The organism is Rothia sp. HMSC078H08 (assembly GCF_001808955.1).
Lineage (GTDB): Bacteria > Actinomycetota > Actinomycetes > Actinomycetales > Micrococcaceae > Rothia.
Genome location: NZ_KV795256.1, coordinates 1 through 21,213, shown reverse-complemented (window position 1 = coordinate 21,213; position 21,213 = coordinate 1). Strand labels below are relative to the sequence as shown.

Annotated in this window: 14 protein-coding genes and 1 riboswitch; of the genes, 10 read left to right on the top strand and 4 right to left on the bottom strand. The window is 61.5% G+C overall.

Annotated features, from left to right (window positions below):
* Together HMPREF2528_RS05600 and HMPREF2528_RS05595 are read left to right on the top strand one after the other, a co-directional pair.
* Positions 1-1,749, top strand: coding sequence for an ABC transporter ATP-binding protein (locus HMPREF2528_RS05600; RefSeq protein WP_070543037.1), 1,749 nt, complete (start codon positions 1-3; stop codon positions 1,747-1,749).
* A 222-nt stretch (positions 1,750-1,971) separates the two neighbouring features.
* Positions 1,972-2,170, top strand: a riboswitch (TPP riboswitch).
* The gene (locus tag HMPREF2528_RS05595) at positions 2,159-3,898 is read left to right on the top strand and encodes a bifunctional hydroxymethylpyrimidine kinase/phosphomethylpyrimidine kinase (RefSeq protein ID WP_083297878.1); all 1,740 of its coding nucleotides are present in this window, start codon (positions 2,159-2,161) and stop codon (positions 3,896-3,898) included. Its footprint overlaps the riboswitch before it by 12 nt.
* Before the next feature lie 430 nt (positions 3,899-4,328).
* Here HMPREF2528_RS05595 and HMPREF2528_RS05590 read toward each other — a convergent pair whose 3' ends face one another.
* The 4 genes from HMPREF2528_RS05590 to HMPREF2528_RS05575 all read right to left on the bottom strand — a co-directional run bounded on the left by HMPREF2528_RS05590 (position 4,329) and on the right by HMPREF2528_RS05575 (position 9,539).
* Positions 4,329-5,102, bottom strand: a complete 774-nt coding sequence (locus tag HMPREF2528_RS05590; protein WP_049334113.1) for a YoaK family protein — start codon at positions 5,100-5,102, stop codon at positions 4,329-4,331.
* A 201-nt stretch (positions 5,103-5,303) separates the two neighbouring features.
* Positions 5,304-6,077: a slipin family protein gene (locus HMPREF2528_RS05585; protein ID WP_049334114.1), complete on the bottom strand. Its 774-nt coding sequence runs from the start codon at positions 6,075-6,077 to the stop codon at positions 5,304-5,306.
* A gap of 217 nt (positions 6,078-6,294) precedes the next feature.
* Positions 6,295-7,125, bottom strand: a complete 831-nt coding sequence (locus tag HMPREF2528_RS05580) for a transposase (protein ID WP_070543033.1) — start codon at positions 7,123-7,125, stop codon at positions 6,295-6,297.
* A gap of 2 nt (positions 7,126-7,127) precedes the next feature.
* Positions 7,128-9,539 (bottom strand): nitric-oxide reductase large subunit, encoded by a 2,412-nt coding sequence (locus HMPREF2528_RS05575; RefSeq protein ID WP_070543030.1) that lies wholly within the window; start codon positions 9,537-9,539, stop codon positions 7,128-7,130.
* 594 nt (positions 9,540-10,133) lie between these two features.
* Between HMPREF2528_RS05575 and HMPREF2528_RS05570 the strand changes: the two genes are divergently transcribed.
* From HMPREF2528_RS05570 to HMPREF2528_RS09155, 8 genes are all read left to right on the top strand, one after another.
* Positions 10,134-10,814 (top strand): lysophospholipid acyltransferase family protein, encoded by a 681-nt coding sequence (locus HMPREF2528_RS05570; protein WP_070543026.1) that lies wholly within the window; start codon positions 10,134-10,136, stop codon positions 10,812-10,814.
* A gap of 193 nt (positions 10,815-11,007) precedes the next feature.
* On the top strand, positions 11,008-12,948 hold the full coding sequence (uvrC, locus tag HMPREF2528_RS05565) for an excinuclease ABC subunit UvrC (protein WP_049353131.1): 1,941 nt from the start codon (positions 11,008-11,010) through the stop codon (positions 12,946-12,948).
* A gap of 156 nt (positions 12,949-13,104) precedes the next feature.
* A complete protein-coding gene (metK, locus tag HMPREF2528_RS05560; protein ID WP_070506421.1) occupies positions 13,105-14,310 on the top strand; it encodes a methionine adenosyltransferase in 1,206 nt (401 codons plus the stop codon).
* A 33-nt stretch (positions 14,311-14,343) separates the two neighbouring features.
* Positions 14,344-16,797, top strand: a complete 2,454-nt coding sequence (locus HMPREF2528_RS05555; protein WP_070543023.1) for a primosomal protein N' family DNA-binding protein — start codon at positions 14,344-14,346, stop codon at positions 16,795-16,797.
* A 240-nt stretch (positions 16,798-17,037) separates the two neighbouring features.
* Positions 17,038-19,521, top strand: a complete 2,484-nt coding sequence (locus HMPREF2528_RS05550; RefSeq protein ID WP_246823887.1) for an aconitase — start codon at positions 17,038-17,040, stop codon at positions 19,519-19,521.
* Between the two features lie 231 nt (positions 19,522-19,752).
* On the top strand, positions 19,753-20,004 hold the full coding sequence (locus HMPREF2528_RS05545) for a hypothetical protein (RefSeq protein WP_049327135.1): 252 nt from the start codon (positions 19,753-19,755) through the stop codon (positions 20,002-20,004).
* Positions 20,005-20,368: 364 nt separating this feature from the next.
* On the top strand, positions 20,369-20,620 hold the full coding sequence (locus tag HMPREF2528_RS05540) for a hypothetical protein (protein ID WP_049346313.1): 252 nt from the start codon (positions 20,369-20,371) through the stop codon (positions 20,618-20,620).
* A gap of 381 nt (positions 20,621-21,001) precedes the next feature.
* Positions 21,002-21,196, top strand: a complete 195-nt coding sequence (locus tag HMPREF2528_RS09155; RefSeq protein ID WP_141744692.1) for a hypothetical protein — start codon at positions 21,002-21,004, stop codon at positions 21,194-21,196.
* The last annotated feature ends 17 nt before the right edge of the window (positions 21,197-21,213 follow it).

Here is a 21,213-nt window from a genome sequence, read left to right as displayed (position 1 = left end):
ATGGCAAAGCAGCTCCCCATCGAAAGCCCCGCCTATGTGGCACGCCGCATGTGGAACTACCTCGCAGCGCATAAGGGGCGAGCCCTCTACACCTTCGTCATCTACATGGTCAGCACCCTCATGGGTGCGGTGGTGCCCCTGCAGATTGGTGCCACCGTGGACGACGTGGTGGCGGGTAAGTTCGCCAGCTACCCGTGGCAGCCGATTCTGATTATCCTGGCGGCGTTCATCGTGCAGGCAGTGACCCTCATGGTCTCCTCGTACAGTGCGGCGCGACTGGGTGCGCTCGTCACCCGTGACGCCAACCAGGACACCCTCGACGGCACCCTCGACCTGGACGCACGCACCGTGGAAGAAGCCGGCAGCGGTGACCTGCTGACCCGCGTGACCGACGACCTGTCCTCGGCAGCAAACGCTGTCAGCACAGACCTTCTCGGTGCAATCTACGTGGTCCTGTACTTCCTGGTTTCCACGATCTCCCTGGCGTTTGTGAGCCCCGCAATGGGTCTGATTATGCTGCCCATGATTGCCGGTCTTGCCCTCATCATGTCGAAGATGCTGCCGCTCATGGCGGCACGCAACCAGACCGCCCAGGAGCGCGTGAGCGACCTCAACAGCGTGCTGACCGAGAACATTCGCGGCACCTCCACGATCCGTGAGCTGGGTGTTCACACCGCCCGCGAAGACTCCTTCGCCAGTGAGAACAAGCGCCAGTTCGCCGCGCAGCTGGGCATGGTGCGCATCCGCCAGCTGTACTTCACCGTGGATGCCATCAACGCATGGATTCCCACGATTCTGTGCATGCTCTGGGGTGCCGCCTGCGTGGCTATCGGCTGGGCAAGCTGGGGTGCCGTGGCGACCGCCTCGGTCATGGTTTTCAGTCTGCGAACCCTCGCCGACATGCTGAACCACCACGTCAGCAGCCTGCGCATCATGCTCGTGAACATGGGCCGCGTGTTTGGTGTGGTCTCCCTGGCGAAGAAGCAGCGTGAGGAGCGCGCACAGCACCGGGCCGAGGCCTCCTCCAAGGTGTTGGATGAAGCCGTGAAGAACCCGGAGTACGCCATTGACTGCACCGACGTCTCCTACGGCTACTCCCCGGACGCCCTGGTGCTTGAAGGCATCAACCTGAAGATTCGCCGCGGTGAGGCGCTCGCCCTGGTGGGTCGTTCCGGTTCGGGTAAAACGACTATGGCTCGCCTGATTGGTGGTTCGCTGACCGCCCTGGAAGGCACCATCACCGTGATGGGTCGCCCGGTCGGTCACGGCGACTTCCCGACCGATGCCGCCGCCGATGGCCGCCCCCGACTGCTGGTCTGCACCCAGGAGGCACATGTCTTCTTCGGTACTCTCGCCGATAACTTTACGGTGGTCGTGCCGGACGCGACCGCCGAGCAGATGGGTGAGGCCCTGGACGCTGTCGGTGCCCGCTGGTGGCGCGACCTGCCGCAGGGCATGGACACCGTTGTCAGTGGCGCGGATTCGCCTCTGACCCGCGACCAGATTCAGCAGCTGGCGCTGGCACGTATCGTGCTGGCCGACCCGCACGCCGTGATTCTGGACGAGTCCACCACCCAGCTGGAGCTCGCGGACGCTACCGAGTCCTTGCGTGCGGTGCTGGCGAACCGTGCGGTGCTGATCATTTCGCACGATGCGCGTATCGCCTCCCTGGCTGACCGTGCGGTCCTGCTGCACGAGGGTAGGATCATTGCGGAGGGCTCACCGGCGGAGATTTTCGCCCTGACCTAAGCCCAGCGGATAAGTCCTGTGGATAAGCCCGGCTGATAGTGCCCGGCACTGCGTGAAGCGGTGCCGGGCACTACGTGTTTAACGGGTGGTTTCCGCACAAAGGTGCACTGAAATCGGCGGTGGGAGCACTCGCAAGAGTGCAAGACTCAAACGAAAATTTCGGAGAGATTCACTTGTCACCCGCAAAACTTTCAGTTACTAAGAATCATTGTGATAACCTGGCAGAGCGATATGGGGTGCCTTGAGACGCCCGCGACCCGCTAACCCGCCCAACTGACCGCCCAACGAAGGGCTACGGCACAGCGAAGAGCTAAGGCATAGTGGGCGCACGAAACGGCGTAAGAACACTCAAGGCTGAGAGAATCACCCATTGAACCTGCTCTAGTTCGAACTAGCGAAGGGATTATCGATGATGGCAGAGCAGCCTACTGCGCCCGCGTGCGCACCCACCACCAGCCCTGCACCCGGCGCGAGCGCCTCCGGAACCCCCCGGGCACCCCAGACAGCTCGGGTGCCGAGGGTTCTCTCCATTGCGGGAACCGACCCCTCCGGCGGTGCAGGTATCCAGGCGGATCTCAAGTCCATTGCCGCATCCGGCGGTTACGGCATGTGCGTGACCACCTCACTGGTCGCCCAAAACACGTGCGGGGTTCGTGAAGTATTCACCCCGCCCCTGGAATTTTTGACCGCGCAGCTTGCCGCCGTTTTTGATGATGTCACGGTTGACGCCGTGAAAATCGGCATGCTCGGCGACGCGGACACGATCCGTACGGTCCGCACCTGGCTGAGCGAGCACCCCGTGCCCGTGGTTGTGCTCGACCCGGTCATGATTGCTTCGAGCGGTGACCGCCTGCTGCAGGCGGAAGCGGAGCAGGCGCTGCGCGATCTCGTGCCGCTCGTGAATGTGATTACCCCGAACATTCCGGAGCTCGCCGTGCTCTGTGAGAAGGAGCCCGCCCAGACTTTCGATGAGGCGCACGAGCAGGCGGCGAACCTTGCTGCGGCGACCGGAACTACCGTGATTGTGAAGGGCGGCCACCTGTGTGGTCAGGACGCCGGTAACACCGCGGTCTTCCCGGACGGCACCTGCGCTCACGTGCGCACCCCGCGCCTGGACAGCCGTAATACGCACGGCACCGGATGCTCCCTGTCCTCCTCGCTGGCAACCCGCCTGGGCGTGGAGCTGCTCCAGCACACCGAAGCCGCAGAGTACACCGCAGAGCAGAGCGTTCTGACCAGCGAAGACACCCACCGCGCCCTGCAGTGGAGCACCCGCTGGCTCCACGAATCCATTGCCGCAGGTGCCGGTCTGCAGGTCGGCTCCGGTGAGGGCCACGGCCCGGTGGACCACGCCGCCCGTGCCCGCCGTCTGGAGGCTGCCGCCTCCGCGTACCCGTGGCATCACCTGCTCGCCACCACCGACTCTGAGGGCAATACTCTGGACGGCACCAGCCCGGAGCGTCTGCTGCCGGTCAGCCCCGTACCCGCCGGTGAAGCCGTCGTAAAGCCCGCCGGTCCCTGGACCGCCGCCCTCTGGGCAGCCGGTGGCGAAACCTGGCACCAGATCCTGGACCTGCCCTTCGTGCGTGCCCTCGGTGACGGAACCCTCGACGAGGACCTGTTCGCCTTCTACCTGGACCAGGACGCCCTCTACCTGCGGGATTATTCGCGTGCGCTCGCGACTCTCTCGGCGCGTGCTGACACCGCTGAGGCGCAGGTGCACTGGGCCGCCGGTGCGCATGAGGCGATTGCCGCCGAATCGCAGCTGCACGAGGGCTGGCTGGCGAACCGTGCGCGTCTGGGTGGGCCCTCACCGATTACGATGGGGTACACGAATTTCCTGCGTGCCTCCGCTGCCGGTGATGATTACGTGGTCGGTGCCGCCGCTATCTTGCCCTGCTACTGGCTGTACGAAGAGGTGGGCGCTGTGCTCTCCTCGCAGAATCATGCGGACCACCCGTACGCGGAGTGGTTGAGCATGTACGGTGGCGAAGAGTTCGCCGCGGAGGTGGCGCGTAGCCTCGCGGAGGTGGAGCGTGCGTTTGAGACGGCTTCACCGGCTCAGCGTGTGCGCGCGGCGCGGGCGTACCTGTCGGCGTGCGTGTACGAGCGTGAGTTCTTTGACCAGGCGCACCGAGCATTGCGTTAGTTTGCCGGGCGCTGCGCTAGATGATAGGCGCCGATTTTTGGGCTGAATACCGCCCCGGCATGGCGTGAGATGGGTGATTGATGCTTCACTCAAGCTACCGACGGTTCGGTGGTTGTGCCGGTTATGCTTAAGGCGTCGGTGAAAACCGTTTGCGGCAGGATTCCGGCCCTCACCCAACTGGCTGATGTACCTGCCGCGCCCGCACCTCTACAGCGTGTAACCGACCAGTTTGGCCCGCCGCAACCACCTCATCCAACCCCCCCCGGCGGGCCAAATGCTTTCCTCCCGGGTTTCGGGGCTCCGTGTGAAAGCATTTCGTGTATAAATTCCGCATAGAAATATCCCGTGCAGATACTCTCATCTGCACGGGATATTTTGCTGTTCTGTTTTCTGATCTGCCGCCGTCTATAGCCGCAGTCGGAGCAAAAGTTTATGCGCTCTGCCCCTCTCGACTCTCCTTCTTCTCCGCCTGGTAGCCGAAGCAGAACGCAGTGCCGGCCACCAGCGCGGCCAGCCAGATGGAGAATACGCCGACCCACCGGTGCACAAGGGCCATGAGAAGCACTCCGGCTATAAAGGAGATGACCACAAGCGAGTAGTCGAGCGCTTTGAGTAGAGCCGCGCGGCGTCGTGCCTTCGCCTCATCTTTTGTAGCTCCGTCGGGGGTTCTCAGCGGAAGGTACAGGGAGCCGGCGGCGTACCAGGCGCTGAGCATTTTGCGCCAATTGCCGCTGGTCATGAAGAGCGAGAAGGGATTTTCGCCAATGCGCGTGTCCGCGAGGGCGTGAATCATCAGGCCGACCGTGAAGGCCAGCGCGCCCACCTGAAAGCTATTGCTCAGCGTTCTGTCCGTAAAGGGTACCGCGAAGCACACCAGCAGGAACGGCAGGAGCGTGCCAATGCGCCAGTGCCGCATCCGGGCCCGCTGCCCCAGCAGATCATGGATAAGATGCCCTCCCAGGTATCCGCAGCTGAAGAAGATGACGGAGAACCAGCGCAGGTGCACCGCATGGGGAGTATCGCGATGCAGATCGGCGATGAGCAGAATAAAGTTACCGGTCTGCGTGGCGACGAGGGCCTCGTAGCGCATGTGCGAGAAGACGTCCACCGCGCCGCCCAGGGAGGCGAGGAGTAGCGCCATGATGCGCCCGTAGCGGCGAGGCGCGGGAATACGTCCAAGAGTCTCGCGGAGGTGGTGAAGCATGCGACCGCCCTCATCTGTCGGTGGTAGGTTCTGAAGACCCAGCCGGCGGGGGCCTTCTGGTTCCATGCTACGGCATGGACGGCGGCGGTTAGCGGATCGGGGGAGGAGCCCCGCGGGCCGGCCGCCGTTAAAGCGTAGGCCCCGAGCAGCTATCTGCTCGGGGCCTACGTACTATTCGGTTTTTAGCTTAGGGGGAGGAGCCTACTTGCTTTCGCCCTTGAGCGCACCCACGAGGGGGCCGATCACGTCCATGGGCAGCGGGAAGACCACGGTCGAGTTCTGGTCGGCGCCCAGCTCCAGCAGGGTCTGCAGGTAACGCAGCTGCAGGGAAGCGGGGGACTGGCTCAGAATGTCGGATGCTTCCTTCAGCTCGCTCGAAGCCTCAAGCTCACCGCGTGCCGAAATGATCTTTGCGCGACGCTCACGCTCGGCCTCAGCCTCACGGGCCATGGCGCGCTGCATGGCCTCGGGAATCTCAACGTCCTTAATTTCGACGAGCTCAACCTGGATGCCCCAGTGCTCGGTGCGGGAGCCGATGATGGAGCGCAGGTCCTCGTTCAGGTCCTCGCGGTGTGCGAGCAGGGTGTCCAGGTCAACACGACCCAGCAGGGAACGCAGGGTGGTCTGGGCGATCTGGCTGGTGGCGATCGGGTAGTTCTCGACCTCAAGCACCGCGTTCTTGGCGTTGGTCACACGGAAGAGGACAACGGCGTTCACGCGGGCGGGAACGTTGTCCTTGGTGATGACTTCCTGCGGGGGAATGGTCAGGGTGATAACACGCATGTCAACGCGCTGCAGGGAGTCGACGAGGGGGAAGACCACGTTCAGGCCGGGCTTCAGCTCGGAACGCAGGTGGCCGAAACGGAAGGAGATACCGCGTTCATATTCGGGGATCACGCGGAACATACGAATCAGAATAAAAAGAACAATAACGGCAACTGGGATGAGGATTGTTGCCAGGGTGACGGGATCCATGGGTTTCCTTCACATCTATTCGGGATGGTTCATTCGGGGCATGTGCACCCATCGACTGCGCCTCGTACAGACTCGACGGGAGGGTGTGTTCGGAAAGTTTGTCAGCGGCACGTGGTGCTCGCGGCGGCCCTTCCGGTGGGGAGGTTCAGGGGGGGTGATGCGCAATGGGCCTCCGCCCCGGCGGGGGAACGCCGGGACGGAGGGACCATCAGCATTGCTACTTCTTCGCCAGCTTCTCGGCGGCCTCAACTTCGGCCAGGTTCTGCTCCTGCAAGACCTCGTTCGTGGTCTTGTGCAGTCGCTTAACCGAGGCACCGGTACCGCTCCAGGCGGGGCGATCCGGGTCGAGGACCGAGGTGCGAACCGGCAGGGATGCATCCGCAATCATCTGCTTGCGGGCCTGCTCGGTACGGCGCTTACGCTCGTTCGAGACGCCACCCCACTTCGCGGCGAAGCGATCCATCTTCACGTTCACCGACTCTTCGGCGGTGGATGCGTGAATATGCTTCGGGTCGCCCTCGAAGTTGGCGGGGGAACGCATGAGCTTAATCGCCAGCGGGTAGGTCAGCGATAGGACGACCACCACTGCGGCTGCCTCCACCAGAAGCTCCAGGGGAGAGTGCCACACGATGGCCGCACCAATCATGACCACAACGCCCAGCAGGGAGACCGCCACGGCCAGGCCGCGGTGGAATCGTCCCGACTCGGAGTAGGGCCACTCGTCCACCTCGCGGGTGAGTTCGCGGCCGTTTGCCGAGACGGTGCAGCTGTCCTTAATCGGGCAGGTGTTGCACACGCTGGGCTTAGCGCGGTAGCGCATAACGCGGTTGTCCGAGTCGAAGGCCGTGGCCCACAGCCACTGGTCTTCGGGGCAGAGCCACGCATCGCTCTCTTCGTGGTAGGTGAACCCGAAGGTTCGCGCCGCCACGACACGCTGGCTGGTGCGCTTAGCGAGAATATCGAAGCACCACCCCACGGCGATCAGGCCGAGCGCATACACGCAGGCCAGCCACACGAAGAAAGATACTCCAGCAATCTGCTCAGGCATGGTTAGCCTCGACGATCGCTACGGTAGGGGCTGGTCTGCTCGGGCAGCTCCTCAGCAGCCTTGGCACCGGCGAACTCGGCGATACGAGCGTCGTCGACCACCTCGTACAGCGGGGGCTCGGGCAGCTCGAGGACGGTCTCCTTGGAGTTCTTGGAGAAGATCTCCTTGATACCCAGCCATGCCAGCTTGATCAGCGGGAAGATGCCGACCAGGAAGATGACGTCACCGGGCATACGCATCCAACCCATCACGGCGGAAGCGCCGTCGTGGATGAACGCGAAGGAACGAGCCTCGTAGTAGCCTTCACCAACGGACTTGTACAGCTGAGCGATACCCAGCGGCAGCAGCGAGATGAAGGACATCCACAGCAGACCGATGTTCAGGGTCCAGAAGGAGAACTTCAGGCCCTTCTCAGGCCACTTGTTCTCGGGAACCAGGTAGCGCAGACCGAAGACCGCGAACGCGATTGCGAGCATACCGTACACACCCATCATGGAGGCGTGAGCGTGGTTTGCGGTCAGTGCGGTACCAATCTCGAAGTAGGACACGATCGGCAGGTTAATCAGGAAGCCGAAAACACCAGCGCCGAGGAAGTTCCAGAAGCCCACGGCGATCAGGAACATCACGGCCCAACGGTGCGGGAAAGGCTTGGTGCGGTTGGAGTACTGGCGAGCACCCAGCTGCATGAAGCCCCATGCCTCAACGGTCAGGAAGGTCAGCGGGATAACCTCAGCTGCGGAGAAGAACGCACCGAATGCCATCTGCTCGGAGGGGGTACCGACGAAGTAGGTGTGGTGCAGGGTACCGACCACGCCACCGACGGAGTAGAGCACGGCGTCCATCATGATGATGGAGATAGCGATGCGCTCGCGGACAACGCCGAGCAGCACGAAGATGTACGCCACCATCACGGTGGTGAACAGCTCGAGGAAGTCCTCCACCCAGAGGTGAACCACCCAGAAGCGCCAGAATTCGGCGACGGTCACGTGGGTACGCTGACCTGCGAGCAGGCCGACCGCGTAGAACATGGGGATGGCCAGGCCCGAGAACAGGAACAGCCACGGCAGGGAGGTCTTCTTAGAGCCCTTCAGGCGGGCGGTGAGGGTTCGTGCGACGATCACAATCCAGATGAACATGCCCACGATGAGCAGAATCTGGAAGAATCGCGGCAGGTCCAGGAACTCCCACTGCTGCGAGAAGATGGAGTTGGTGGGGACCAGACCCTTCTGCGAGAACCATTCGTTCAGCAGCGAGCCGAGCACCACGAAGACCACGGCACCGATGAGGACGTAGGTCAGCAGACCCTGCTTCTTGGGTTCGCGGCGGGTAATCAGCGGGGCGATGAAGATACCGCCCGCCAGGAACGCGCCTGCGGTCCAGAAGAGGGAGAGCTGCAGGTGCCAGGTTCGGGATACCGTGTAGGGCAGCAGCTGGCCCATATCGATTCCGAAGAAGCCGGTGAGTTCTTCACGGTAGTGCTCGGTGAGTGCGCCCACCAGAGCCTGCAGGAGGAACAGCACCAGGATGGTTGCGAAGAGCAGGCAGGCTGCCTTCTGCGAGGGGGTCAGGCGAACTTCGTCGGGCTGACGGAAGTCGAGGACGGGTGCCTCTTCCGCGTGCCAGCCGATAGCGCGGGACCAGCGGCCGTAGATGGCGAACATCAGACCGGTACCACCGATGAGGGCAATCAGGGAGAGTGCCGACCAGACCATCAAATCCGCGGTGGGCTTGTTGTCCACGTTGGGTTCGGAAGGCCAGTTGTTGGTGTAGGAGTAGGGCTGGTCGGGGCGGTCTGCCGCCGATGCCCATGCGGTCCAGCCGAAGAAGGCGACGATGTCGTGCAGTTCTTCGTCGTTCTTAATGGCGTGGGGGAACAGGCCCTGCGAGGTGTCACCCTTCATCAGGGTTTCGCGGTAGTGCTTGAGCATGAGCTGGTAGCCCTTGGTCTCACCAGCGGACCAGGTGATGGTCTTAGTCTGCTCGTCGTACTTGTTCTCCTTGCGCCACTCGTTCTTGACGAGTTCGCGGGGGTCCTGCTTGCCCTGTTCACGGTACTCCTTGACGGCAGCATCGGTGGTCAGGCGCAGGTATTCTGCAGTGTAGTCGGGGCCGAGGTAAGCACCGTGGCCGAGTACGGATCCGTACTGCTGCAGGCCGCGTCCCTGGAAGAGTTCCTGACCGTGCAGGATCTGTTCTTGGGTTGCGATAGTTTTGCCGTCGTTGCCGACGATTTTATCGGGGAGCGGCATGGAGAGTGCGTAGGTGCGCATTGCAAGGACTGCCATGATGGTGAAGCCCAGGAGCATCACAAACGCAACAGCCTGTACCCAGCCTTTTCCGGCATAGGCACCGACCGTGTCTGAGCGGCGGGCAATCTTTGCTGCCTGCGCACGCGAGACGGGTTTTGTAGCCATAGTGTATGTCTCCAGTGTGCGTGGAATTTGTAGGTGGAGTGGTCCCGACGCACATCCGCTGGAGGGGCGGCTCACTATGTTCAGGGTGAATCGTCCTTGAGGGAGGTGCGACAGCCCACCCTGCTCTCATTTTTGCATATTAAATGCGCATTTACGAAACTTTGCTGACGTAGCGTCATAATGTGACACGGCTATTTGGCGGGGAAATTGGCAATCATAAGGCGGAAAACCTGAAATATTACGTTGAGGTTGAACCCTTAGCTTCCGCGCTCCCTCCCCGCCTGTAACGAGGGAGGAGGCGCCGGGGTGGAAGCTGTGCAGACTCCCTCAATCGGGGCACTCGCAGGAACTTGGGCGGGATGCGCATCCCAGCATGTGGAAGGGGAATGCGGCACCCCTCACGTGCCTACACTCGGGTGTGGAATAATAAAACCCGACGCTACTAAACACAGTACAAATTTTTTGCGGCACAGGTTATTGCAGTACAGATTTTGTGCTCTTTGGCGGCGTATATTCAGAAGGGGCCACTTACCCCGCATCCACGGCGGACCGCCGCCACAGCCCGCAATCTATCGGCACCTCAGGAGAGTTCACGTGCTTCTCTACAAATCCACCCAGAAAGCAGTCACCGGAATCCTGCGCACCGTCTTCCGCGCCCGCGTGACCGGACTCGAAAACTTCCCCGCCAACGGCCCGGTGATTGTCGCCTCCAACCACCTGTCCTTCCTGGACTCCATCATTATTTCCGCCATGATGCCGCGCCGCGTGGCGTTCCTCGCCAAGGCTGAGTACGTGAACACCCCCGGCCCGCGAGGCAAGATGATGAAGGCATTCTTTGAAGCCGTGGACATCATTCCCGTGAACCGCTCCGACCGTTCCGAATCGCTCAAGGCGCTCGACATTGCCCTGGAGAAGCTGCAGGAGGGTAAGGTCTTCGGCATTTACCCCGAGGGCACCCGCTCCCGCGACGGCTACCTGTACCGTGGCAAGATTGGTGTGGCGTGGCTGGCGCACATGACCGGCGCGCCCGTGGTTCCGGTTGGTCTGATTGGCACCGACCGCCTGCAGAAGCCCGGCTCGAACATGATTTACCCGCGCCGCTTCACGATTCGTGTGGGCAAGCCGCTCTACTTTGAGAAGACCGGCGAGAAGATGACCGGCAAGCAGCGTCGCGTCACCACCGACACGATCATGGATGAGATTGCTCAGCTGTCCGGTCAGGCGCGAAAGCATGAGTACAACGTTTCGCCCTCAGCCGCACGTGACGCAGGCTAGGGCACACGCCGCATATACCGCGTAGACTTAAACCGCGCATTCACACACCAACCCCCGCACTTTGGGGGAGACGGGTGCAGGATGCGCGGTTTGTCGTATGCGCGAGCCCGAGATGACCCCGGTAGCCCAGCAGCGGCCCACACCGACCCCGGCACCCCAGCAGAAAGCCCAGTAGAGCGAGGAGAAAGTACCCATGGCAGAGCCTTCCAGCTACCGCCCCGCCCCCGGCGAAATCCCCACCGACCCGGGCGTTTACCGTTTTCGCGATGCTGACGGCCGCGTCATCTACGTGGGCAAGGCGAAGAACCTGCGCAACCGCCTCAACAGCTATTTTGCGTCCCCGCAGACGCTGAGCCCGAAGACCTACGCAATGGTGCATACGGCGGCGAGCGTGGAGTGGACCGTGGTGGCGAGCGAGATGGAATCGCTGCAGCTTGAATACACCTGGATTAAGGAGTTTTCGCCGCGCTTCAACATTGCGTTCCGCGACGATAAGTCGTACCCGTACCTGGCGATTACCGTCAATGACGTGTACCCGCGCGCGATGGTCACTCGCGGCGAGCGCCGTAAGGGCGTGCGCTATTTTGGGCCGTACTCGCAGGCGTGGGCGATTCGTGAAACCCTGGATGCGCTACTGCGCGTTTTCCCGGTGCGTACCTGCACGAACGGCGTGTTCAACCGCGCGAAGAATAGTGGCCGGCCCTGCCTGCTCGGCTATATCGATAAGTGCGCGGCGCCGTGCGTGGGCAAGATTAGCGCCGAGGAGCATCGCGAGTTGGCGCGCGGGCTGACCCGGTTTATGGGTGGTGGCGCTGAGAAGCATATCGCCCAGTTGACCGCAGAAATGAAGGCCGCCGCCGCTGATATGGACTTTGAGCGCGCCGCGATTCTTCGTGACGATATTGCCGCGCTGACTAAGGCGTTTGAGCGTAACGCCGTGGTGCTCGGCGCGACCGTGGATGCTGACCTGTTCGCCTACGCTGAGGACGACCTGGAGGCGTCCGTTCAGGTGTTCTTCGTGCGCGGCGGCAGGATCCGCGGCCAGCGCGGCTGGATCGTGGAGAAGGTCAACGACAGCACCGACGCACAGCTCATCGAGCAGCTCATCGCGCAGGTGTACAGCGATATTGCGGCGAGCCTCGCCTCCCAGAAGGACGCTGAGAAGAGCCTGAACAGCTACGATATTCCGCGTTCCGTGCTCGTGCCGGTGGAGCCCGAGAATAAGGAGCAGCTGGCGTCCTGGCTGGCGGAGGTGCGCGGCGGGCCCGTGGAGATTAGCGTCCCGCAGCGTGGCGACAAGGCAGAACTCATGAAGACGGTCGCCGAGAATGCGCGCCAGTCGCTGACCCTGCACAAGAGCCGCCGTGCCGGTGATTTGACCACCCGTAGCGCCTCCCTCGTGGAGCTGCAGGAGGCGCTCGAACTGCCGGACCCGCTGCTGCGCATCGAGTGCTACGACATTTCGCATGTGCAGGGCACGAACGTGGTTGCCTCCATGGTCGTCTTTGAGGACGGCATGCCCGCGAAGAACGCCTACCGCACCTACAGCATTACCGGCGACGCCGCGCGTGACGATACCGCCAGCATGTACGACGTCATTACGCGCCGCTTCAAGAGGCACCTGGCGCAGCAAGCGGAACGCGAAGCCGCGCCCGTGCACTCCGGTGAGATTGACGCCTCCACGCCCGAGCCTGCGAAGTTCGCCTATCCGCCGAACCTGGTGCTCGTGGACGGTGGCCCGCCTCAGGTGGCTGCCGCCTCCGCCGCGCTGAGCGACCTGGGCATTACGGACGTGTACGTTGCCGGCATCGCTAAGCGCCTGGAGGAGCTGTGGCTACCGGACGACGACTACCCGGTCGTGCTGCCGCGCACCTCGCAGGCGCTGTACCTGGTGCAGCGCATCCGCGATGAGGCGCACCGTTTTGCTATCACCTTCCACCGTTCCAAGCGCGGTAAGGCGATGGTCGCCTCCGCCCTGGATGAGGTGCCCGGTCTGGGCGAGGTGAAGCGTGCCGCGCTGATTAAGCACTTCGGGTCGGTGGCTCAGATTAAGCAGGCGAGCGCTGAGGAGCTGACGGCGGTGCCGGGTATTGGTCCGGCGTTGGCTCAGAAGATTCTGGCGGCGCTGACCTAAGTGTTTGGTGGTGCCGAGGGAGGTGCCGCTCGTCCGGCGAGTGGCTGCAGCACCCCGCCTCGTAATAGCGCTTAACAAACGTGTCATAATTGAAGGAAACCGTCATCATTACGAGCGCGCTATCTTCGCGCGCCCTCAACCAGTAGAGTGGAAACCGTGAGTAATAACCATCTGCGCCTATTCACCAGCGAGTCGGTGACTGAAGGCCACCCCGATAAGATTTGTGACCAGATTTCTGACGCCATCCTTGACGGCATCATCGCCCAGGATCCCGCAGCGAATGTTGCTGTGGAGACCATGGTAACCACCGGGCAGGTGCACGTTGCGGGTGAGGTGACCACCTCTAGCTACGTCGAAATCCCCTCCATCGTGCGCGAGACCATTCTGGGTATCGGCTACGATTCCTCTACCCGCGGCTTCGACGGCGAGTTCTGCGGCGTGTCTGTCTCCATCGGCGAGCAGTCCCCGGACATTAACGCCGGCGTGTACGAGTCCCTTGAGGTTCGTCAGGGCATCGCTGCTGACGAGTACGACCGCCAGGGTGCGGGCGACCAGGGCATCATGTTCGGTTACGCATCCAACGAGACCAACGTGCTGATGCCCGCCCCGATTTGGCTGGCGCACCGCCTCTCTGAGCGTCTGACCAAGGTCCGTAAGGACGGCCTGCTGACCGAGCTGCGCCCCGACGGCAAGACTCAGGTGACCCTCGGCTACGATTCGAACAACGTGCCTGTCTCCGTGGACACCGTCGTTGTTTCGAGCCAGCACACCGCAAGCTACGACCTGGCTGACCTGCGTGCGGACATTGAGAAGCACGTTATCGCACCGGTTCTGGGCAGCGTCGAGCTGGATTCCTCCAACGCTAAGTTCATTGTGAACCCCGCTGGCCGCTTCGTTCAGGGTGGCCCCGTGGGTGACGCGGGCCTGACCGGCCGCAAGATTATTGTGGACACCTACGGCGGTTCGGCTCGTCACGGTGGTGGCGCGTTCTCCGGTAAGGACCCGTCGAAGGTGGACCGTTCCGCAGCGTACGCGATGCGTTGGGTTGCGAAGAACATTGTGGGTGCCGGTCTTGCCGACCGCGCCGAGGTTCAGGTTGCGTACGCTATCGGCCAGGCAGCGCCGGTCGGTCTGTATGTTGAAACCTTCGGCACCGAGAAGGTCAACCCGATCAAGATTGAGAAGGCTGTGCGTGAGGTCTTCGACCTGCGCCCGCTGGCAATCATTAACGAACTGGATTTGCGCCGCCCGATTTACAAGAAGACCGCAGCTCACGGCCACTTCGGTCGTACCGAGCCGGAATTCACCTGGGAGCGCCTGAACCGCGTGGATGCACTGCGTTCGGCAGTGTCCTCCTCCTAATATCTGTCAGGGTAGAGGAGCACGCAGATTCGGGTGACTCAGAGCAGTTCTGAATCGAACTCTTCGGCACCGTTGGGTGCTCAGCAGGAATCCCTGCAACAGCTTGACCTGTTGCAGGGATTTCCTGCTCTTCGTGATGCCCTGATTCCGGCTGCCCCGGAGCCGGTGAACGTTGCCGCCGAGTTGGAGGCGAGCGGCGTGCCGAACCCTGTGGCGCGTGTGCGCGTGGATAGCACCCTGCCGCAGGTGGACCGCACGTTTGATTATCGTGTGCCCGCTGAGCTGAGTGAGGATGCGGTGCCCGGCGCCCGCGTGCGCGTGCTGTTCAACGGCCACGAGCTGACCGGTTACATTGAGGAGCGCGCCGCCACGACTGATTGGACGCGCACCTCGCTGCTGCCGCTCAAGTCGGTGCTGTCGCGTGTGCCCTCTGTTGCACCCGAAATTTTTGTGTTGGCGGAGGCGCTTGCCAACCGTTACGCCTCCACGGTGGCGAATGTGTTGCGCTTGGCTGTGCCGCCGCGCATTGCCGCCCTGGATAAGAAGTACGCGCCTCTTCTGCCGGGTTACGAGTCGGCGTATTTGGGTGATTCTGCCCCGGTAAGTACTTCCAATACCCCCGAGAACACCCCGGAGAACACTCCCGAGATGACCCCGGCGAGCGCGGGGGAGAAGTCGCAGGAAAACGCCCCCGAGAACGCGGAACCTGAGTGTGCGGAATCTGAGCCTGATGCCGTCTCCGCCGCCTCCAGCGCTGCCGACCCGTACGCCTGGCTTGCCACTCCCGGCGCGCCCGCGCCCTTCGTGCTGGATCCGCCGGCGCTGAACCCGGATGCGCCGGATGCCGCCTCCGTCTTTTCCGATTACGAGAACGGCGCGGAGTTCATTGAGGATGTCGCCGCCGGTGCCGCAACTCGCGCCGTGATGACGGTTCTTCCCGGCCACCTGGAGCACACGTGGGCGGATGTTTTGGCGACTGCTCTCGCTACGGCTGCCGCGAGTGGTCGCGGTGCTATTGCGGTGGTTCCGACCGTTAAGAACCTGGATCTTCTGGAGGCGGCGCTCGCCGAGCGTCTGCCCGCTGACGCGTTTGTGCGTTTGAGTTCTGATTCGACTCCGCATACTCGCTATCACGGTTTTGTGAAGGCGCGTTTGGGTCGGGTTCCGGTGGTGATTGGTACCCGTGCCGCCGCGTATGCGCCGGTGGCTAATCTGGGTCTGGTGGTGTGCTGGGATGATGGCGATTCCTCGCTGTTGGAGCAGCGCGCCCCGTATTGTCATGCCCGCGATGTGTTGCTTCTGCGTGCTTCGGCTGAGAATACTGCGGCGCTGTTTGCCGGGTTCAGTATGAGTAGTGAGGCGGCGCGTCTGGTGCGTACCCGCTGGGCGTCTCATGTGCGTGCGCCGCGTGCGCTGGTGCGCGATTTTTCGCCGCGTATTTTTTCGACGGGTTCGGAGTTTGAGTTGGCGCGTGACCCGTTGGCGGCGATGGCGCGTATTCCGCACCTGGCGTTTGAGCATGCTCGTCGTGCGTTGGCGCGTGGTCCTGTGTTGGTGCAGGTGGCGCGTAGCGGTTATATTCCGTCGTTTTCGTGCGAGCGTTGCCGCATGCCGGCGCGTTGCGGCGAGTGTAGTGGGCCTTTGTCGGTGTCTTCTGGTTCGTCGGTTCCGTCGTGTTCGTGGTGCGGTCATTTGGCGCAGCAGTGGCGTTGTTCTGAGTGTGGTTTTACGCATTGGCGTTATTCGGCGGCGGGTGCGACTCGTACTGCTGAGGAGCTGGGTCGTGCGTTCCCGAATGTTCCGGTGATTTCTTCGGCGGGTGACCATGTGCGCGCGTCGGTTGGTCCTGAGCCTGCGTTGGTGGTGGCGACTCCGGGTGCTGAGCCGGTGGCTTTTGGCGGCTATGCAGCGGCGCTTCTTCTGGATGCCGATAAGATGCTTCGTTTTGATTCGTTGCGTGCTCCGGAGGCGGCGTTGCGTCGCTGGTTGAACGCGGCGGCGTTGGTCCGTCCTGCGGCTCTTGAGGGTACGGTGGTGACGACTGCTTCGCCGTCGCCGGTGGAGCAGGCACTGGTGCGTTGGGATCCTGCGTGGTTTGCTCGCCAGGAGCTGGAGGAGCGCGCTCAGACGGGTCTGCCTCCGGCGGTTCGTACGGCTGCGGTGACCGGTGCGGAGGCGGATGTTCGCGCCTTCATGGAGGAGTTCTTGGGCTCTTCTGCGTTGCCGGAGCGGGTGCGTGAGCAGTTGCGTATTGTGGGTCCGGTTCCTCTGGATCAGGGGTATTTTGCCTGGTCGGAGTCTCTTGAGGAGGATTCTGAGGAGGCGCCGGTTCAGGGCGATTGGCGTACCCTGATGTTTTTCTCGTATGGCATTGCGCAGCAGGTGACCCGTGAGTTGCGTGCTACGCGTGCAACGATTGCGGCGTTGAAGAAGAACGTGGGGGAGCGCCCGGTTCAGATTCGCTGTGACGGCCTGGACGTGCTGTGATTTTCTAGTCGTGCTGTAGTGTTCTAGTGAGGGGCGGTTTTTGCCCCGGGTTGGGCGTTGAGCTACGCGGGTTTGCGGGCGCGCTGTGCGCAGAGGCGAGGAGGTGAGAGGCATGTCGAAGGTGCCTCATCTGCTGAAGGGTAGTGCGCTGTCTGATGGTGAGCAGCAACGGCTGGCTGAGTATGCTTCTGCGCATCCGAGAGTGCCCTGCACCGCAAGGGCCAGCACCATGATGCGGCGGTGCTGCTGGTTCACGGTATCGGCTACCAGAATCACGGCGAGACGCTCGCGTATTTTGGCAAGCCGGTGGCGCATAGTGTGCAGACTCTGCTGGCGCTGAACACGGATTCTGTCGCCGCCTCCGAAGAGAACCCTGCTGCAGAGGCTTCTGCGCGGGTTCGTGTTGAGGTGATTCCTGACGGTGATACCTTCCCGCCTGCCGCCGAGGTGAACCCGCTGAGCCACCACAGCGAGTTGACGTATTCGTTGACGATTGAGCGCACGGAGTACCCTGCCGACCCCGCTGACTCGGTTGAGGAAAGCCCGCAGGTTGAAGAGAACTCCGCGCAGAAAGAACCCGCCGAAGCCTCCGAGCCCAAAGAATCTACAAAAATCAGTCTGCCGAAAATTGAACTTCCGAAGGTTGAGTTGCCCAAAGTGGAGTTACCCAAGGTGGAGCTCCCTAAGATTGAGCTGCCGAAAATTGAGCTTCCCAAGGTAGAGCTCCCGAACATCGAACTCCCGAACATCGAGCTGCCTAATCTTGAGCTTCCGCGCCTGCCTCAGCCGAAGCCGCGCCCGGTTCGCACGGTCACTCGCCGCAGCCTCCTTTTTCAGGAGGGCTTCTGGCGGCCCAGGCATTACCGCCCGTTGAAGGAGCATTTGCCCTGGTTGGCGACGGTTTTGCCGCTGTTTTTGATGTTCTGCTTCTACTACGAGCGCCCCGGCGCGACCTGGCGTGAGCGTGCCGGGCACCTGTTGCGTTCTACGGCGCGGTTTGTGAACGTGGCGCTGTGGCTGGTGCTGGCGGCTATGGCGCTCATGACGTTCCGCGATGCTTTTGTGGCGTCTCTGGGCACTCCGCAGGGTGCATTTACGGGTCTGGCGGCGGCACTCGGCCTGGGTATTGTGGGCTGGGTTTTGGCTCGTCGTGCCCGTGAGCTGTGGGCGCTGGTGAAGGCTATTCCGACGCAGCTGATTCAGACGGCAACCAGCCCGGAGTCGCGCGATTTGGAGCGTATTTATGCGCGTCTGGATCGTCAGCTGGACGATTTGAGTTCCCGTAGCGATGCGGTGGGCATTATTGCTCATTCGCAGGGCGGGTATTTGAGCTATGAGTTGCTGCGTCGTCGTGCGGCGGCGGGTAAGAAGCCGATTCGTTTCTTCTACGGCCTGGGTAGTGGCGTGGTCCCGATTAGCATTATCGCTAGTGACCGCAACGACATTCCGGGGCACCTGGATGCTGCGGGCGGCTACCGTAACCGCTCCATGCTGCTGTGGGTGAGCGCGGTCGCGGCGTTCTCCTGGCTGGTGGAGGCGTCCCTGCTGTTTGGCCCGTACCGTTCGCTACTGCACTATGCGATGCTGGTACCCCTGGCGTTGAGTGTGGTGCCGCTGGTTGTGAGCGTGCCGGGTACCTTCAAGGGTAGGGCGCGTATTGGCCGCAAGAGTGCCCGGGACAGCGCCTCCGAAACTCCCTCCGCAAAGAGTCCGGCTGATGTGCGTCTGGCGGATGCGCGCCTGGTCAACCCGTACGGCACACGCGCCTACGTGAAATGGCTGATTCCGTTGCTCTTCGTGCACGGCGTTTTCATGCTGTACGCGGTGTTCATGCTGCTGCTGGCTCAGTTGCGTGTTGAGGGCGCGGTCCCTGAGCTGACCGCCGCCTCCGTGGCGTTTTGGGGCGCGCTGATTCTGGTGCTCATGATGTCGGTGCGTAGCGCCTGCCACCTGTATGTGCGCGCCTACGCGCCGATGCTGCAGGATCTTGATGTGGCTGACCGGTGCGAGATTTCCGCTCGTGGTGACAGTATTGGTAGGTCGAATATTACTCAGCCCGCCGATGTAGACGTCAGCTTTGTGACCCTGCCGGGCCCGTCGGTGAATAGTCACATGCAGTATTTTGATGCGTGCTCGCCGGTGCCGTTGATGCTTGCGCACCGTCTGGTGCCGCACATGATGCCGGCGGGTGAGCAGGCGCAGAAAGCGGCGGCTTTCACCGATATTGGTGCGGAACTGAACCGCGGTTTTGCGCGCGTGAAGAAGTGGATGCGCACCATGCATTACGGGCTGTATGCGGTGCTTCTGCTGATGCTGTCGGTGCTACTGAATGTGGCGTCGCCGGTGAGCCTGTCCGCGTTGACGGGACTTGATACGTCGCACCTACATTCGGAGGGTTTTGACCGTCTGGTGGCGGATGCTCAGCAGCTGCGTGAGCAGGCGGGTTCTTCGGATCTGCTGCTGTGGATTCTGGTCGGCATTTTTGTGGTGGAGGCGCTGCTGATGATGGTGCTTTCGCCGTGGACTCAGCGGCGTTTGCAGCGTGCGTTCATGATGCGCAAGGTGGACCGCACGGGTCAGCTGAGCGAGTTCAATCCTTTGCCGATGGTGACGGCTCTTCTGGGTCTTGACGGTGAGGATGAAGACGCTGAGGATGCAGAGGAACATAACCTCGCAGGGGAGAAAAAGCAGGAGAGTAAAGCAGGGCAGAGCGCTGTAGTTTAGGGTGCTTAGGCGGTGCCGTTGGAAGGGCACCCCAGAATTTTTATGCATTCGTGTGCACCTAAGATTTGTTGGGGTTTGGCTGATTCTAATTGGCGTAGTCTCCGTATCCACGGTAATATATTCAGCACTGCGGATACTATTTCGGCGCTTGTCGAGGTGGTGTTGGCAGTATCTATCACTCAACTTCGCGTACGCTTCACAACCGTGCGCACCAACGAAAGATGAATACTGGTGACTCAGACTATGATCGCCCCCGCATACGAACCTGCATGCGGCGGGTCTGCTTCTGTACACAATTACGGCGTCATGCACCCGGACCCCGTGTTGCTTTCCGACATGACCAGCGCAGAACGAGGAGCTGTTTACCGCTACTTGGCGCGCTTCGCTGAGCTGGATGACGCAAAGATTTTCTACGCGTACGGTCACGCTTACGAGCTGGCTCGTAAGGATGCCGAGCGCGGTCTCTACGCAACTATGGCGTAGCCTGCACAATTAGTTTTTAGAAATGCTGCTGCACTCTTTATGGGTGCGGCAGCATTTCTGCTTTTCGGGCTGGCTTTCACGCTGGCTTTCGGGCAGGTTTCAGTTCGGTTGGAGACTCGGCGGTCCCATGCCGCTATGATGCCCCTGATTTCTTCCTGACAACCGGGAACGTGTCCACTATGGGGGCGTTCCCTGATGGTTCTTGAACATTGATTAGCTCTTGGGTAGTTTAGAGGTATCACAACCACTACTGCGAAGAGACTTCCGATGATCTCCGTAGGTTCTTTTCGCGGTGTTGCCTCCGGTAGCGTCTGCATTGTTGCGGCGTTGCCCTAAGAAACGCCCTAAGGAAAGGTACTCACCGATGAGTTTCACCAATATCACCTCTGATTACGAGCCCGAGTTCGGTAGTTCGGCACCGAGCCGCGACAACGGCATTACTCACCCGGACCCTGTTCTGCTGTCCTCGATGACGAAGGCTCAGCGTGGCGCGGTGTGCCGCTACCTGGCTCGATTTGCTGAGCTGGATGACGCGAAGATTTTCTACGCGTACGGTCATGCGGATGAGCTGGCCGCGAAGGAAGCGGCTCGTACCGGTAGCTTTGCTACGGTCTAAGGATTTCTGCTCCGGTGTGATGCGGTGATGCTACGCCTTCCGGATGCGCCCTCAGGGTGCCCGAGCTCTGCGAGGGCGGGTTCCCTGCGTCGGCGCGGAGGAAGTGTGTAGCGAACCGCCGCTGTATGCCCCATACGCCACTCGGCAACCATGAATTGAATACGAGAATGCCGCCGCACCCTCCCGAGTTTCGGGGGAGTGCGGCGGCATTTCTGTTTTCGCTATGAGATGGAGCGTGTCGCTATTGGTCTTTGGTTGTGGGTTGACAAGGCTTTATGGCAGTTTTTGCTTCACATTTTTATATAATGAGTGAGGCTGACCGCAGGAGGTCAGCGACATGGTATGACGACACACATACATCTAGTTTCAAGGAGGAAGACTATGGCAGAAGAGCTGCCACAGAATTCATCAGGCTCTCAGGTTGCATCGAAAGATTCCGGTGTTATTGCTGGGGTTCAATCGTCTAACTCGACTGGGAAAAGTGCTACAGTGCAGAGTAATCAAAACTCTCAAGCACCAACCACCCAAAACAATCAGAATAATAAAAAATATGATTTAGGGGCTCTTCAGAGTTGAGTGTGGTTGGAGGCATC